Here is a 15,253-nt window from a genome sequence, read left to right on the forward strand (position 1 = left end):
CGAATACGGAATATTTATTTACATGCTAATTTAGAATACAGTGACTTATTAACTATAAAAATATTTTACCATTAATAGTAATAATTAACTATTTACTAGTTAAATAGTAATAAATTGACATGGAAGGAGAATGAAATGGAACAATTAAGTATTCGTTTTCAAGAAATTCTATCACATGGTCATTTTATCAAAGGGGACTACTATTTAGTTTGCCACGGTTATAAACAAGCAAACCAAGTAGTGAAAATACAAACGTATTTTTCACTAAGTCATGCGCTTCAAAGTACCTCACACCACGACTCCGATTCAACATCCATACTCCATATTACTCCACTTCGGGAATGGACAACTCTAAAAATTCAAGCGATTGTTAGTGATCGCTACTTAAATTTTTATATGTATATTGATTTGAAGAAAAATAACATTTCCATTGAGGTTTTTCAAGATTCCAATGGGAAAATTTCAAATGCAATTGTTGCTAAGATTATTTCCTGTTTCGGTATTAAGCAAGGCAGTAAAGTGCTATATTTCAAGGATTTACATAGAATCAAGACAAGGAATAAACATATCTCAGATATTTTGAATTGAAACAGATTTGAAATTGGTGAGCTTTGTGGTGTCGAAGGTGTTTGCCAATATGGATGCCTATATTATAAAAGCAGAAGATTTTAATGGCATTGAAACCCGCATTTCAAATGGAATGGATGCACTTATTAACTTATTCGACTTCAAATGATAGTAAATTTATATTTTCATCTATCAATTCCGACAACGTTTTATTTTTATAGGAACTAAAATAGAAATACAAGCGTTTGATACACCTGGTGAATAATCACTTATTAGGGGTGCTAATCCGTGAATAGAGATGATGGAAACTTTTTTGCAGGCATGTGTTGGGCTGTTTTATTAAGCGTACCATTGTGGCTTTCCTTTTTCGGCTGGTTAAAAGTGATTACCCAATTTTTATAAATGGAACGGACTATTTGTTCCGTTTCTTTTTTTGTACTCTTCTTGATAAATTCCGTAATATTCACCAAAACATTTTTGTAACACCTATAATTAAGGGAGTCCCTTTTAATAAAATGAAAATGATTATCCTTTCTTTGACTGCAAATTAAAGAGAGTTGATATAAATAATTCCTGTAATAACGGCAAGAGAAACAAGAATTATAGTGTAAGAATAGTTCTTCAGCATCTTCCTCATGACAAGCCCTCCATTAAAATAAATCGATTTTCAAATACTAGATAGGTTTGATAGATTCTATGCATTTTTTGAAAAAAGTATTCCAATAGAGTTTTTGTAACTTTAACTATGCAGTTTTTTTGTATACGAAGACTTTGTAAACATCCTATATGGGTAAGAATGTTAGTCTACAGTAGGATTTATAGCCAATTACGGAAAGATATACCCTATTTGTAAAAATAGGATATAAAATTGAAATATAACTGTAATGTTTAAATGGCCCAAATTGTCGAAATTTGATGATATAATAACTTTGCTAAAAGAAAAATAAGAGAGTGAAAGAGTCACTCATTACATACTTAATAAAAAATAACAGTTAAGAATCTTTATCTACATACTTTATAAAAATAATAGTTAAAAATATCTATCTACATACTCTGGAGGAAGAAATAATCGTGAAAAGAAAACTTTTAACCCTAAGTGTAGCATCCGTTATTAGTGCCGGTACCTTAATTGCTCCGTTATCCAGCAACTTCGCATTTGCCCAATCCATTAAAGAAAAGCAAAAAAACGTTCAATCCAATATTCAAAAGAAAATGTCTGAAATCTCTAACCTTAGTGCACAGGCAAAAGAGATGGAATCGGAAATGAACGAAATTACCGCTAAAGTAAATGCAACAAACGCGAAAATCAAAGATACCACTCAAAAAGTAAATGATACAAAGCAAGAAATAAATGCTTTACAGGTGAAAATTAAGGAAACAAAGCAAAGAATCGCGGAACGTAATAAAGTTTTACAGGATCGTGCTCGTTCTATTCAGCAAAGCGATGGTTCCGATAGTTATTTAGATGTGCTGCTAAGTTCTCAAAGCTTTGGGGATTTTATTGACCGAGCTGTGGCTCTAACCACTTTCGTGAATGCCGATCATAAAATTCTGCAAAAGCAAGAAGCGGATAAAAAAGTTCTTGAGCAGTCAGAAGCAGATTTAAATAATAAATTGCAGCAAGTTCAGCAAGATTTAGCTAGCCTTGAAGACTTGAAAGCACAATTAAAATATCAAATAGATGATAAAAATAGTATTCTAGCAAAAATTAAAGAAGAGCAAAAAGCAGCAAAAGGAGAGCTTGGAAATTTACAAGACCAAGCAGCATCACTAGCTGAACAAGAAAAAGCGGCTGAAGCTGAACAAGAAAAAGAAAGACTGGCATACCAAAGAAAAACATCCAGTTCATCATCCCATTCAAGTAGAATTCACCAATCTTCTGCCAATAGCCAGCCATCTAGTTCTGGATCTAGTGCACCTTCTGATGGACCAGTTTATCATGGATCAGCAGCAATCGAAGCAGCTATTAGCGCAGGTTCATCCATTGTTGGGCGTTCTCCATACAACTGGGGCGGCGGTCGTTCTAGCAGCGATATTGAAAACAGATCATTTGATTGTTCCTCCTTCGTACGTTGGGCATATGCTATGGCAGGTGTGAACTTAGGAAGCATTACAGGAACATCTACTAATACACTTGTATACCAAGGAAGAGCGGTTAGTGCATCTGAAATGAAGCGTGGAGATCTCCTTTTCTTTGATACGTATAAAACTAACGGCCATGTAGGAATTTATTTAGGAAATGGACAATTCCTTGACGATAACAGTTCTAATGGTGTGTCTATTGATTCATTAAGCAATCCTTATTGGAAAAAAACTTTTAATGGTGTAGTAAGACGTGTAGTAGAGTAATAGATAAAGATACCCTCCTAAAATAGTTTAGGAGGGTTTTTGTTGTTTATGGAAATATACCAAGAAGAAAGGGTTTATGAAGTAGAGGCTTTTGAAGTTTTACATCAAAATGCTTTAAATGGAATGGAAGTGCTTTCAAAATCTATTTCTACCTCCTATCTAATTATATTATCCATATGAAAGAAAGAGCAGGAAATGTGACAATATTGGAAGTGATTTTCCTAATAGCTATTAATCAAACGCTTGATTAATAATAGTGAAAATGCATGGATCAGTAATATGGACCAAAAAATATTGTATAAAAACTGTCGAATATTTTATGTTATTTTTTCTTCAAATAATATGTTTATTCGTGCTCTTTAAAACATTTTATCAGTAGTCGACAGCTTTTTATAATATTCCCCGGGAAACATGTAAATAAGATGAAATTGTTGACGAAAAAAAGGAATACTAATGATGAAATCACTTTTTATACTTGTTAATCTTCATGAATAAGTATGAATTTGGTAATGTTTTCTCGGTGGACGTCAGAGCGATCCGTAGGGAGGTTTGATTCATTTGTTTTTTCGATTATCCATTATTTCTTTATGTCATATCATTGATACACTTTTTTTATATGTTAGACGTCTCGAGTATACTTTTACCAGTCAGAATGAGAAAACGGTCTTTAGGGTGAGGATCACAAAATATAAAGGTAAAAATGTATATTTATCTGATGGGACGTGTATGGCCAAGAATGACTGCTTATTAAAGATTCACTTGCATAATGTACGGATATTAAAAGAAGTACTTTCATTAAAACATCCATTGCAACGCTCCATGGTAATATACAGAATGGTGGAACAATCCATGCCATCGTTGGCGCGGTTTATCGATAATCATCCAAGGTCCAATCAAATTAAAGGAATTATAGGGATTACAATGATTAATAAAGGTGTCACTCATCTTGGATTTGAAAAGTCATACCCAAGTAGCAGACTATATAGGTTGTTTAAGTTTTCCACTCAATTTCCAATCTATCTATTATCAACAACCTCCATTTCGATGCGTAATATAAGAAAGCAATGTCCAACCTATTTATTTATGTCTAAAGAAAAGCTGTTTGAAAAATATATAGATACGGGGCATGCCACGTAGGTTTACGTGGTTTTTTTATTATGTTGGAAAGGATAAAATACTTTTTGAAAAATGACTGCGTCTCCTCCCCACATGTAAGAGCATCGACTCTTACTCTTTCGACAAATTGGAATTAATCAAACGTTTGATGAAAAATATCAAAAATGTTTGTAGGAAGCTCTTTTGATATTGATGTTATTAGAAAATAATGTCGAATATTTTTCAATAAAATTTTAGTAAAAATATTAGTAAAATTATTGAATATTTTTACTAATTGAGATACGATTAATGAAAATAAGATGCTTATTTGGAGGGATACCAATAGTGAATGATAAGGATTTATCAGCTTTGTTTGCGGAAAAGTTTCAATGTGCCCATGAAAAACAATTTTTTGCCCCGGGGAGAATTAATCTAATCGGTGAGCATACGGACTATAATGGAGGACATGTATTTCCTTGTGCCATTACATTTGGAACATATTGTTTCGTGAAAAAACGTGATGATTTAAATGTGCGTATGTACTCGGTAAATTTCGCGGAAAAAGGAATCATTGAATTTTCATTAAACAATCTTGATTATCAAAACGACCATCATTGGGGTAATTATCCGAAAGGAATGCTCCGTTTTGTTCGCGATAGTGGCTACAAAATTCCGAATGGTTTTGACGTTTTATTTTATGGGAATATCCCGAACGGGGCAGGCTTATCTTCATCAGCATCCATCGAAATGCTAACGGGAATAATGATAGATGGGTTATTTCAGTTGGAAATCCCGCGGCTTGAGCTGGTAAAGCTGGGGCAGAAGGTGGAAAATGAGTACATCGGTGTTAATAGCGGGATTATGGACCAATTTGCGGTTGGAATGGGGAAAGCAGATTCTGGTATTCTACTAGACTGTCAGACTCTTGATTATGAATATGCGCCAATTCAGTTGGAAAATCACAAAATCATTATAATGAATACGAATAAACGCAGGGAGCTTGCTGATTCTAAATATAATGAAAGAAGAAGCGAGTGCGAGGAAGCACTTTCCGATTTACAAAAGGAGCTAAATATTATTGCACTTGGTCAAATAACAGAAGAGTTATTTGAAAATTCCAAGCATCTGATTAAAAATGAGACGGTAAGAAAACGTGCAAAACATGCTGTTTATGAAAATCAGCGGACTTTAAAAGCGTTGCAGGCATTAAAAAATGGTAATCTGGAAGAATTCGGTGCACTTATGAATGCGTCGCATAATTCTTTGCGAGATGATTATGAGGTAACAGGTATTGAGCTTGATACTTTGGTGGAAGCTTCATGGGCACAACAAGGCGTAGTTGGTGCGAGAATGACCGGAGCTGGATTTGGCGGCTGCGCAATCGCCATTGTCGAAAAAGACAAGGTGGAAGATTTTATTTCAGAGGTTGGGAAAGCATATAAGCAAAAAATAGGATATGCGGCTGACTTTTATGTAGCTAGTATTGGTGATGGTGCAAAAGAAATATTGAATGAGGTGAAGTTATGAGCATTTTAGTGTTAGGTGGAGCAGGCTATATTGGCTCCCATGCAGTTTATCAGTTAATCGATCAGCAGCATGAGGTTGTAGTTGTCGATAATTTGCAAACAGGTCATAAAAAGGCGATTCATCCAAAGGCGAAATTTTATGAAGGGGATATTCGTAATCGCGAATTTCTTAGAGGAGTTTTTGAAAAAGAAAATATTGATGCAGTAATCCATTTTGCAGCGAATTCACTTGTAGGAGAGTCTATGGAGGATCCGCTAAAGTATTTTGATAATAATGTGTACGGAACACAGGTGCTATTGGAGATGATGAGGGAATTTCATGTGAAATATATTGTATTTTCCTCTACCGCCGCAACTTATGGAGAACCGGAAGTGGTTCCTATTGACGAAGAGATGGCGACGAATCCTACCAATACCTATGGCGAGACAAAGCTAACAATGGAAAAAATGATGAAATGGTGTGAGAAGGCTTTTGATCTAAAATATGTTTCCCTCCGCTATTTTAATGTGGCGGGTGCAAGGGAATCAGGGGAAATTGGAGAGGATCATTCACCGGAAACCCACCTTATTCCAGTTGTACTGGAGGCTGCATTAGGAAAACGGAAAGCCATTACTGTGTTTGGGAATGATTACGATACGGAAGACGGTACATGCATCCGGGATTATGTCCATGTAGAGGATTTAATTGATGCTCATCTACTAGCCCTTCGTTATTTGCAAAATGGAGGGAAAAGTGATGTGTTCAATTTAGGCAGCAGCAAAGGCTTTTCGGTGAAGGAAATTATCGAAGCAGCAAGAAAGGTAACGAATATCGATATTCCTGCTGTAACTGGGGAAAGACGTGCCGGTGATCCAAGTAAATTAATTGCCTCCGCATCTAAAGCAATGCAAATACTAGGCTGGAATCCGCAAAGAACGATGATTGATAAGATAATTAAGGATGCCTGGAACTGGCATTCCCATCATCCGAATGGCTACGGGGATTAAAGATGCAGGTTATTTACAATGTTATACAACAGCTTGTATTTCAAGCGGTGACTGCTAAGCTAATAGAAGAAGAAGACATGATTTATGCGAGAAACCAAGTACTTGCTCTTTTAGGATTAGAGGCTTATTCAGAGACAGACGAAGAGTTTGAAGAAAAAGAAATACCGGATTTGTTGGATATTTTAGTAGAGTATGCGTGTAAAAATAATATAATTGAGGATTACTTTGATTCAAAGGAAATCCTCTCTAGTAAAATCATGAATTGCTTTGTTGCCAGACCGTCAACGATTAATCGAAATTTTTACGAGTTATATGAACAGAACCCAAAACAGGCAACGGACTATTTTTATGAATTAAGCCGCAGCAGCAACTATATCCAAACAAAGAGAATTCAAAAAAATATTGTATATCAAGTGGCTACGGAATATGGAGACCTTGATATTACGATTAATCTTTCCAAACCGGAAAAGGATCCGAAACAAATTGAAAAGGAAAAAACAGTGGCAAGTATTGGATATCCAACTTGTTTGTTATGTGCTGAAAACGAAGGCTATGCCGGCAGACTTGGCCATCCGGCCCGCTCTAATCATCGTGTAATAAGGGTGGAGCTTGAGGGAGAAGAATGGATGCTGCAATATTCACCGTATCTTTATTATCGTGAACACTGCATCCTTTTATCGGGGCAGCACCGGAATATGGTTATTAATAGAAACACTTTTACCAACCTGTTGAAGTTTGTGGAAAGATTTCCGCATTATTTTATTGGTTCAAATGCCGATTTGCCGATTGTTGGAGGATCCATTCTATCACATGATCATTATCAGGGAGGACGTTATGAATTCCCAATGGCGAGAGCAGCAAGTGAGGAGACATTTCGGATAAATAAATTCTCGAATGTGGAATGTTCTACGATAAAATGGCCGATGAGCGTGATTCGATTAAGAAGTAATGAGATTCAAAGCTTGGTAGATACTTCGGATTATATTTTACAAAAGTGGAAGGGGTACAGCGATCCTTTCGTGGGTATATACGCTTTCTCCGAGAATACACCTCATAATACAATAACTCCAATCGTGAGGATGCGTGGAGAATTGTATGAAATGGATCTTGTTTTACGCAATAATCGTACAAGTGAACAACATCCTTTAGGGATATTTCACCCTCATGCCGATGTTCACCATATTAAAAGGGAAAACATTGGCCTGATTGAGGTTATGGGTCTCGCCGTTTTACCTGCCAGATTGAAGGATGAACTAAAGGAAGTGGGAAAATTCCTTTTAGATGAACGGCATTCCATTGCAGAGTATCACCAGGAATGGGCGAAACAACTGAAGGCGAAGTACAAAGATCAACATAACGAGCAAAATGTGGAGCGAATTTTACGGGAAGAAGTTGGAGCGAAATTTAAGAAGGCATTAGAGGATGCTAGTGTGTATAAACGGGATAAGGACGGAAAACAAGCATTTAATAGATTCATCGAAACATTATAAGGGGGGATTGGTTTGGAAATATCCAAAACAAGTTTTGGCAAATTGGATGACCAAGAAGTTAAAGCTTTTACACTGACAAATGATGATGGAATGAGTGTGACATGTCTCAACTATGGATGTATTATTACCAAAATCTTAGTACCGGACCGCAATGGCATTGTTGAAAATGTTGTACTCGGATTTGATTGCTTGGAGGATTACTTGCAATATTCTCCTTATTTTGGCGCCGTTGTTGGGCGGGTAGCCGGCAGAGTTAAAGGGGCAGCATTTGAGTTGGATGGGGAAGTTTTTCGTTTAACGGTAAATGAAAATGTTAATCATATCCATGGCGGTATAAAAGGATTGAGTCATGTTATTTGGCAGGCTGAAGATATTCAGAATGAAGCTGGAATCGGTATCGTTTTTACTCATCAAAGTCCGGATGGGGAAGAAGGTTACCCAGGCACATTAAATCTAAAGATCACCTATCTTCTAACCAATGAAAATGAACTTAAAATTTCATACGAGGCTCAGTCGGATCGAAAAACCATTGTCAATTTGACGAACCATTCTTATTTTAATTTAAGCGGAAATTTGAAGACAGATATTTTGAATCATCAGTTGACCATAAACAGCCAGGCGATTTTAGAATTAGACGAGCAGCTTTTGCCAACCGGAAAGTTGCTCGATGTAACAGATACTGCGTTTGATTTTCGCGAGGGCAGGATAATAAAAGAAGGAACCGTCTCTGCACATCCGCAAAATGTATTAGCCGGAAATGGATATGATCACCCGTTTGTATTGAATGAGGAGGAAGATAAAGTTATTACCCTAGCGGATCCGGAGAGTGGACGTTCGTTAAAGGTGGAAACCGATCAGCCGTCTGTGGTGGTCTACACATCTAACCAGTTAGTAGGGGATTTTGAAATTTTTGGAGTACCAGCACAGAAATACCTAGGTATTTGCCTGGAGACACAGGGATATCCGGATGCCGTTCATCATTCGCACTTCCCATCTATTGTTTTAGATAAGGATGAAATATACCAATCAACTACAACGTATCAATTTTCCAGGAGGAAATAATGGCTACGATTAAAGATATAGCGGAAAGGGTGGGAGTCTCAATAGCGACAGTCTCGAGAGTCTTGAATTATGACCCCAGCCTTTCTGTTAGCGATGAAACCAGAAAGAATATATTTGAAGCTGCGGAGGCACTTTCTTATAAAAAGCGTCCTGCACGTAAATCGAGCCCTGCAAAAATAGCGATGCTTCATTGGTATACGGAGAAAGAGGAACTGGATGATTTATACTACATGTCCATTCGGTTAGGAATCGAGAATCGTTGCCAGCAGCATGATATCCAGGTTATCAAGTGTTATCAAAGCAATCTTGGCGATCTTAAAAAAGAGGGAATTCAAGGGATTATTGCAATCGGTAAATACAGTAGCAAGGAAGTAGAAGAAATAGCAGGGATTTCAAACAATCTTGTATTCGTAGATTTTTCTCCAGACGAAGAACAGTTTGACTCGGTTGTCGTTGACTTTAAAAAGGTGACGGAAAAGGTGCTTGATTTTTTTATAGAAAATGGACATACGGAGATAGGTTATATTGGCGGGCGGGAAGCCTTCCGTGACCAAACTGCTGAAATCGTGGATGTAAGAGAGTTAACCTTCAGTGAATATATGAGGTCCGCTGGCTTATTTAAGGAAGAGTTCATCTATACCGGAGCATTCTCCGTCCAGGATGGGCAGAAGTGGATGAAAAAGGCGATTCAGGAGCATGGAGAGCAGCTGCCGACTGCCTTTTTTGCAGGCAATGATTCGATTGCAATCGGATGTTTGCAAGCTTTACAAGAGGCAAATATTCCAGTTCCAGATCGAGTTTGCCTTATAGGTGTAAATGATATCAGTGTGTCGAAGTATGTCTTTCCACCTTTAAGCACAGTCAAAGTCTATACAGAATTAATGGGAGAAACCGCTGTCGATACCTTGATGGAACGGATTGACGGCAGAAAAATAGCGAAAAAGGTATTTATATCTACTAAACTCATACACCGGGTGTCAGGTAACTATTTATAATCATATAAATAGTTACCTGACACCTTATTTTCTTGCCTTCCCGGTTTTGTAGCCCAGGTAAAAGATAGGGATATAACTTAGAAGAACATAGCCGACTCGTGGGTCTTTTTCTATGAAGCTCATAATCGATCCTGTTATATTAAGGAGTTGTTTCAGTAATTGGCCTTGGGTTTGTAAGCGATAAAGATAGACTATCATTATAGCAATAAAAACTAATAAGATGATCCATATAATTCGAAAAAAGGATAGAGATTGTTTCTTCGATTTCATCTTAGCCATCCCGATTCCTCCTAAATTGCAGATAGGTACCATTTCTATCTCTGTTATTTATTTTCCTCTATTTTCTATCAACCATATTCCATTAATTTATTTTACCCTTCATTCATACTTTCTGCTTGTCATTAATAAAATGAAGTGAACCTAAATAGAAAAAGTAAATTTTAAACTTCCTTAGGGATTGATTTAAAGGTTGGTATGGTTTTCCTTTTTAAAAGGTACCTAAACATAAATGAAGAGGGGGATATTGGCGTGAGGAAAAAAAGCAAATGGAAGATAGCCGGGACACTTTTTTTATCTTTGTCTTTAATGCTGGCTGCTTGTTCCAGTAAAACGGATAGTTCAAATGAAAAAGACAAAGGCACGAAGCAAGAGAACAACGATAATAAAAAAGTAACGATTGTGTATGCACGAGGCAAGGATGTAACGAAGGGAACAACAAAAATTGTGGAAGCATTTGAAGCAGCTCATCCAAACATTCATGTTGAATTTAAGGAAATGCCGTCTGATAGCGGGCAGCAGCATGATACGTATGTTACGCAATTAAACGGAAAGTCATCAGAAATAGATGTCTTTGATATGGATGTTATCTGGCCGGCTGAATTTGCACAAGCAGATTATGTCCTTCCGCTTGACCGTTTTATTCAACAGGATGGAATTGATTTAGGCACATATAATCAAGGCGCCTTGGCTGCATCCCAATTTAACGGCAAGCAATGGGCATTGCCGAAATTTATTGATGCAGGACTTCTTTATTACAGAACGGATTTAGTGAGTAAAGACGAAGTCCCGAAAACATGGGATGATTTACTAAAAATGGCCAAGGAAAAGAAAGGTAAGGGCGGTACAAAGTTCGGGTATGTGTTCCAAGCGAAGCAATATGAAGGCTTAGTGTGTAACGCAATTGAATTCGTTGCCTCTTATGGCGGACAATTTATTAATGAAAAGAATGAAGTGGTAGTTAATAGTCCAGAAACAATAAAAGGCTTGAAAAAGCTAGTGGAAGTAGCAAATTCAAGTGTTGTTCCTGGGAATGTAAATACTTTCACTGAAATAGAATCCGATCAAGCGTTCATCGAAGGTCAAACTGCCTTCTTGCGGAATTGGCCATATGAATTTGCAAGTGCGAATGATAAAGATAAATCAAAAATAGTAGGCAAAGTTGGGATTGCTCCACTGCCTGCGGGGGATAAGGGGTCAGCGGCTGCGCTTGGCGGATGGCAAGCCGGTATTAACAAATATTCAAAGCATCCTAAAGAGGCATGGGAATTCCTTAAGTTTATGGCAGGGCCTGAAGGACAAAAGCTTGATGCCATCTATGGCGGTCATGCACCAACAATTACTAGCCTTTATAGCGATCCGGATGTTGTAAAAGCAAATCCTATTTTCGGAGATAAAGGCTTCCAGGATGGCTTAAATGCAGCAGTTCCACGCCCTGTTGCAGCTAACTATCAAGAAATCTCAGACATTATTCAAATTGAAGTATCAAAGGCGATAGCAAAACAAGAAACCGTCGAACAAGCGGTTAAAAATATGGAAGCGCAAATGAAGGAGAAATTGAAGAAGTAATCCGAAAGTCTGATGTATTAGCCTTTCTTCATTGGAAAGGCTAGTACATTTTTTAGAAAGGAGCGAAAGAATTGCCGAAGAAACGCAAGCAAAAGAAATCCTCTGAAAAAATAAAAGCGTATGCTTTAGTCGCGCCGGCATTAATACTTATTGCTGCAATTGCAATATGGCCTGTTATTCAATCCTTTTATTTTAGTTTGTTTGATTTGAAGTTAAATAGTCCAACGAAATCGGAAACTCACCTAAGTTACTCGTTCAATCTGAAGGATTACTTAGATAATTATCCTTTTCTAATCAGCGGGATCGATGCAGAGATACGACAAGGACATGCAGCAGATGATTTAAATAAGCTTAAAACAAATCTTCAAGCCTTGGATAAAAAAATCCAAGCTGACCCGGATATAAAGGATAAATATAAAACGGTAAACGAAAAGCTAATGAATTTTGAACAAATAGATTCCAGTCTGGCTTTTATCAAAATAGACAGAAAGCTGGCTAAGCAAATTCAGGCATCAACCGATCAAATTCACAACGCATTAAAATCCATTTCTGCTGCAACCAAACCTGATCAAAGCAAAAAACTGCTGGGCCTCTCATCGGCATTGAATCAGGTTATCGTAAAACCGAATTTTATTGGACTAGCGCATTATAAGGACGATTTATCTCAAAAAAGAATGTGGAAAGCTCTTGGCAATACCTTTACTTTTACCGTCATTTCGGTTGCTATTGAACTAATTCTTGGACTTGCCATTGCTCTCGTCATTAATAAGGCCTTTATAGGAAGAGGACTCATTCGTGCCTCCATCTTAATTCCATGGGCGATACCGACTGCAGTTTCTGCGTTAATATGGAAATTTCTATATGATGGTCAAAATGGGGTAGTGGCAAAGATATTTGAGAAAGTCGGATTAGTAGATCATATGAGCAGCCTTCTAACAACACAGACGGGTGCCTTTGTTTCCGTGATATTGTCGGATGTCTGGAAAACTACTCCGTACATGGCTTTATTACTGCTTGCCGGTTTACAAGTCATTCCAAGCTCCTTGTACGAAGCTGCATCCATAGACGGGGCATCCAAATGGAAACAATTTACGAATATTACCCTTCCACTCTTAAAATCTAGTATGTTAGTTGCTTTACTTTTTCGTACACTCGATGCATTTCGTGTATTTGACTTAATCTGGGTTTTAACCGGTGGCGGGCCGGCAAACTCTACCGAAACAATTTCCATTTTTGCTTATAAAGTCATGTTCTCGCAAACCAATTTTGGCAATGGTTCCGCTTTAGCTGTTATTGTTTTTATATGTGTTGCCATCATTTCGATGATTTATATTAAATTCCTTGGCAAAGATTTATTGCAGGATTCATCGGGGAAATAGGGGGGAGTTCATGGTGAATCGAAAAACAGGATGGTTATTTTATGTCGTATTATTGATATTCGTCTTTGTCGTCATGTTTCCTTTCCTATGGATGCTGCTCAGTTCGATAAAGCCAGCGACAGAATTGTTTGGGGATAAAGCTTTTACACCCTTTTCCTCTCATCCAACCTGGAAAAACTATATGTCCGTCTTTTTTGATTATCCGTTTGTCCGCTATTTATGGAATAGCTTTGTCGTTTCTTCTATTACCACCATTTATACTGTATTTGTTGCATCTTTCGCCGCTTATTCTATAGCAAGACTTCAATTTACAGGGAAAACAGTCATATTAGGGATTGTTTTATCCGTTTCCATGTTCCCGCAAATTGCAACGATATCGCCAATTTATATCTTTTTGAAAAATGTGGGACTAACCAACTCTTATTTAGGGTTAATTATTCCGTATACAACCTTTACGCTGCCGCTATCCATTTGGATTCTCGTAACCTTTTTCCGAAAGATTCCTCATGACCTGGAGGAGGCGGCAAAGATTGATGGAGCGGGATTGATGCAAACATACTGGAAAATTATTTTCCCGTTAGCGGCTCCGGGAATCTTTACAACAGCTATTCTCGTCTTCATTGCAGCATGGAATGAATTTCTTTTCTCTTTAACGATAAATACCGATACAAATTACAAGACAGTTCCGGTAGGCTTCGCGCTGTTCCAAGGACAATATACGATTCCGTGGGGGGAAATTGCAGCAGCATCCATTGTTGTTACAGTACCGCTTGTTATTCTGGTTCTTATCTTTCAGCGGAGAATTGTATCTGGTCTTACACAGGGATCCGTTAAAGAATAACGAAAAACATCGGATGGATATCTCATCCGATGTTATATTTTTTTAAGAGATATTGCTTCGCGCATTTTTTGCAAGGATTCTTGGCCGAATTTATCCCGCCTTGCCATTACATTGACATAAAGACTATCAATAATACTAAGTTGGGCAATCCGTGATGATAGGGCTTCCGAGCGATAGTCCGTTTCCTGGGAGATCGTATAGAGCGGGATATCTACCTTTTGGCTTAAAGGTGATTTTGCCAAGTTTGTAATCCCAATTGATTTTGCTCCATTTTTCTTGGCAATTTGCAAAACATCCATGATATCTTTATTCGAGCCCGAATGAGAAATAAGGACAACTACATCTTGTTCCGTTAATTGTGCTGCGGACATGATTTGAAAGTGAGAATCTGTATATGCCATGGACTGAATGCCGGTTCGCATAAATTTATGATGGGCATCCATTGCGATAACACCAGATCCGCCGCTCCCGTAAAATCCGACCACATTTGCTTCCAAAATGAGCTTAATCGCATCTTCCATTTTGCTGTCACTGAAAGTATGAAGTGTCTCCTCTAACGTTTGAATATTAGCCTTAAACACTTTTTCGGCGATTACCTTCACCGAATCTCCTTCCTGTATTTCTTCGTGAATATTTTTAATAGGCGCTACAATTTCGGAAGCTAATGCTATTTTCATAGATTGAAAGCCATTAAACCCAATTCGTTTACAAAAACGAAAAACGGTCGCATCAGCTACAAATAAATCATCGGCAACCTGATTAATCGTGCTATGAATTATTTTTTGTGGATCCTCTAAAATATAATCCGCAATGGCCTTTTCCTTTTCACTAAATTGAGAATACATGGTTTTTATTCTGGGGAGACAAGGGAAAGATTGAAATCTAGACATTGTGAACACCTTTCATTCGCTATTGTATTATTTATTTAAGTATACAATAAAATCAAAATGGTACTTTTAAATTAAGATAGGAAAAGGTCACATTTAAAATTCAACTGAGATTTTGTTTGTGAAATAATCTTTTATCCACATTATCCGAACTACTAAACTTCACATCTCTCTTTTGTCTTGGGTAAAAAGACCTAAATAACGAGATGTTGCTTCCAATTCATCTGTAA

14 protein-coding genes are annotated in these 15,253 nt (G+C 37.3%); 12 read left to right on the forward strand and 2 right to left on the reverse strand.

Annotated elements, in window-relative coordinates; all coding sequences use genetic code 11:
* The first annotated feature begins 135 nt into the window (after positions 1-135).
* The 9 genes from AN964_RS02125 to AN964_RS02165 all read left to right on the forward strand — a co-directional run bounded on the left by AN964_RS02125 (position 136) and on the right by AN964_RS02165 (position 10,071).
* On the forward strand, positions 136-588 hold the full coding sequence (locus AN964_RS02125; RefSeq protein ID WP_055738141.1) for a hypothetical protein: 453 nt from the start codon (positions 136-138) through the stop codon (positions 586-588).
* 1,050 nt (positions 589-1,638) lie between these two features.
* Positions 1,639-2,916, forward strand: a complete 1,278-nt coding sequence (locus AN964_RS02135) for a C40 family peptidase (RefSeq protein ID WP_055738143.1) — start codon at positions 1,639-1,641, stop codon at positions 2,914-2,916.
* A gap of 42 nt (positions 2,917-2,958) precedes the next feature.
* A complete protein-coding gene (locus AN964_RS26215; protein ID WP_161809195.1) occupies positions 2,959-3,096 on the forward strand; it encodes a hypothetical protein in 138 nt (45 codons plus the stop codon).
* A 378-nt stretch (positions 3,097-3,474) separates the two neighbouring features.
* On the forward strand, positions 3,475-4,053 hold the full coding sequence (locus tag AN964_RS02140) for a YkoP family protein (RefSeq protein ID WP_055738144.1): 579 nt from the start codon (positions 3,475-3,477) through the stop codon (positions 4,051-4,053).
* Between the two features lie 303 nt (positions 4,054-4,356).
* Positions 4,357-5,538, forward strand: a complete 1,182-nt coding sequence (locus AN964_RS02145; protein WP_055738145.1) for a galactokinase — start codon at positions 4,357-4,359, stop codon at positions 5,536-5,538.
* Positions 5,535-6,524, forward strand: a complete 990-nt coding sequence (gene galE, locus AN964_RS02150) for a UDP-glucose 4-epimerase GalE (protein WP_055738146.1) — start codon at positions 5,535-5,537, stop codon at positions 6,522-6,524. Before AN964_RS02145 ends, galE begins: the two co-directional genes overlap by 4 nt.
* Positions 6,525-6,526: 2 nt before the next feature.
* Positions 6,527-8,014 carry a UDP-glucose--hexose-1-phosphate uridylyltransferase gene (gene galT, locus AN964_RS02155; RefSeq protein ID WP_055738147.1) on the forward strand — a complete coding sequence of 496 codons (1,488 nt, stop codon included), beginning with the start codon at positions 6,527-6,529 and terminating at the stop codon, positions 8,012-8,014.
* Between the two features lie 12 nt (positions 8,015-8,026).
* Positions 8,027-9,076 (forward strand): aldose epimerase family protein, encoded by a 1,050-nt coding sequence (locus AN964_RS02160; RefSeq protein WP_055738148.1) that lies wholly within the window; start codon positions 8,027-8,029, stop codon positions 9,074-9,076.
* Entirely contained in the window at positions 9,076-10,071 is a 996-nt protein-coding gene (locus tag AN964_RS02165) for a LacI family DNA-binding transcriptional regulator (protein ID WP_055738149.1), read from the forward strand. The genes AN964_RS02160 and AN964_RS02165 overlap by 1 nt, the downstream gene beginning before the upstream one ends.
* A 24-nt stretch (positions 10,072-10,095) precedes the next feature.
* Here the strand turns inward: AN964_RS02165 and AN964_RS02170 are convergent, their stop codons facing one another.
* Complete coding sequence (locus AN964_RS02170; RefSeq protein ID WP_055738150.1) at positions 10,096-10,350, reverse strand: hypothetical protein; 255 nt, start codon at positions 10,348-10,350, stop codon at positions 10,096-10,098.
* A 249-nt stretch (positions 10,351-10,599) separates the two neighbouring features.
* Here AN964_RS02170 and AN964_RS02175 point away from each other — a divergent pair, with 249 nt between their 5' ends.
* From AN964_RS02175 to AN964_RS02185, 3 genes are all read left to right on the forward strand, one after another.
* A complete protein-coding gene (locus AN964_RS02175) occupies positions 10,600-11,916 on the forward strand; it encodes an ABC transporter substrate-binding protein (protein ID WP_437177095.1) in 1,317 nt (438 codons plus the stop codon).
* A gap of 71 nt (positions 11,917-11,987) precedes the next feature.
* Positions 11,988-13,295, forward strand: coding sequence for a carbohydrate ABC transporter permease (locus AN964_RS02180; RefSeq protein ID WP_055738151.1), 1,308 nt, complete (start codon positions 11,988-11,990; stop codon positions 13,293-13,295).
* A 10-nt stretch (positions 13,296-13,305) separates the two neighbouring features.
* Positions 13,306-14,136, forward strand: a complete 831-nt coding sequence (locus AN964_RS02185; RefSeq protein ID WP_205603391.1) for a carbohydrate ABC transporter permease — start codon at positions 13,306-13,308, stop codon at positions 14,134-14,136.
* Between the two features lie 32 nt (positions 14,137-14,168).
* Here AN964_RS02185 and AN964_RS02190 read toward each other — a convergent pair whose 3' ends face one another.
* Positions 14,169-15,026, reverse strand: coding sequence for a MurR/RpiR family transcriptional regulator (locus AN964_RS02190; protein ID WP_055738152.1), 858 nt, complete (start codon positions 15,024-15,026; stop codon positions 14,169-14,171).
* Positions 15,027-15,253 lie beyond the last annotated feature (227 nt).

Origin of the sequence: Heyndrickxia shackletonii (assembly GCF_001420715.1) — a bacterium.
Lineage (GTDB): Bacteria > Bacillota > Bacilli > Bacillales > Bacillaceae_C > Margalitia > Margalitia shackletonii.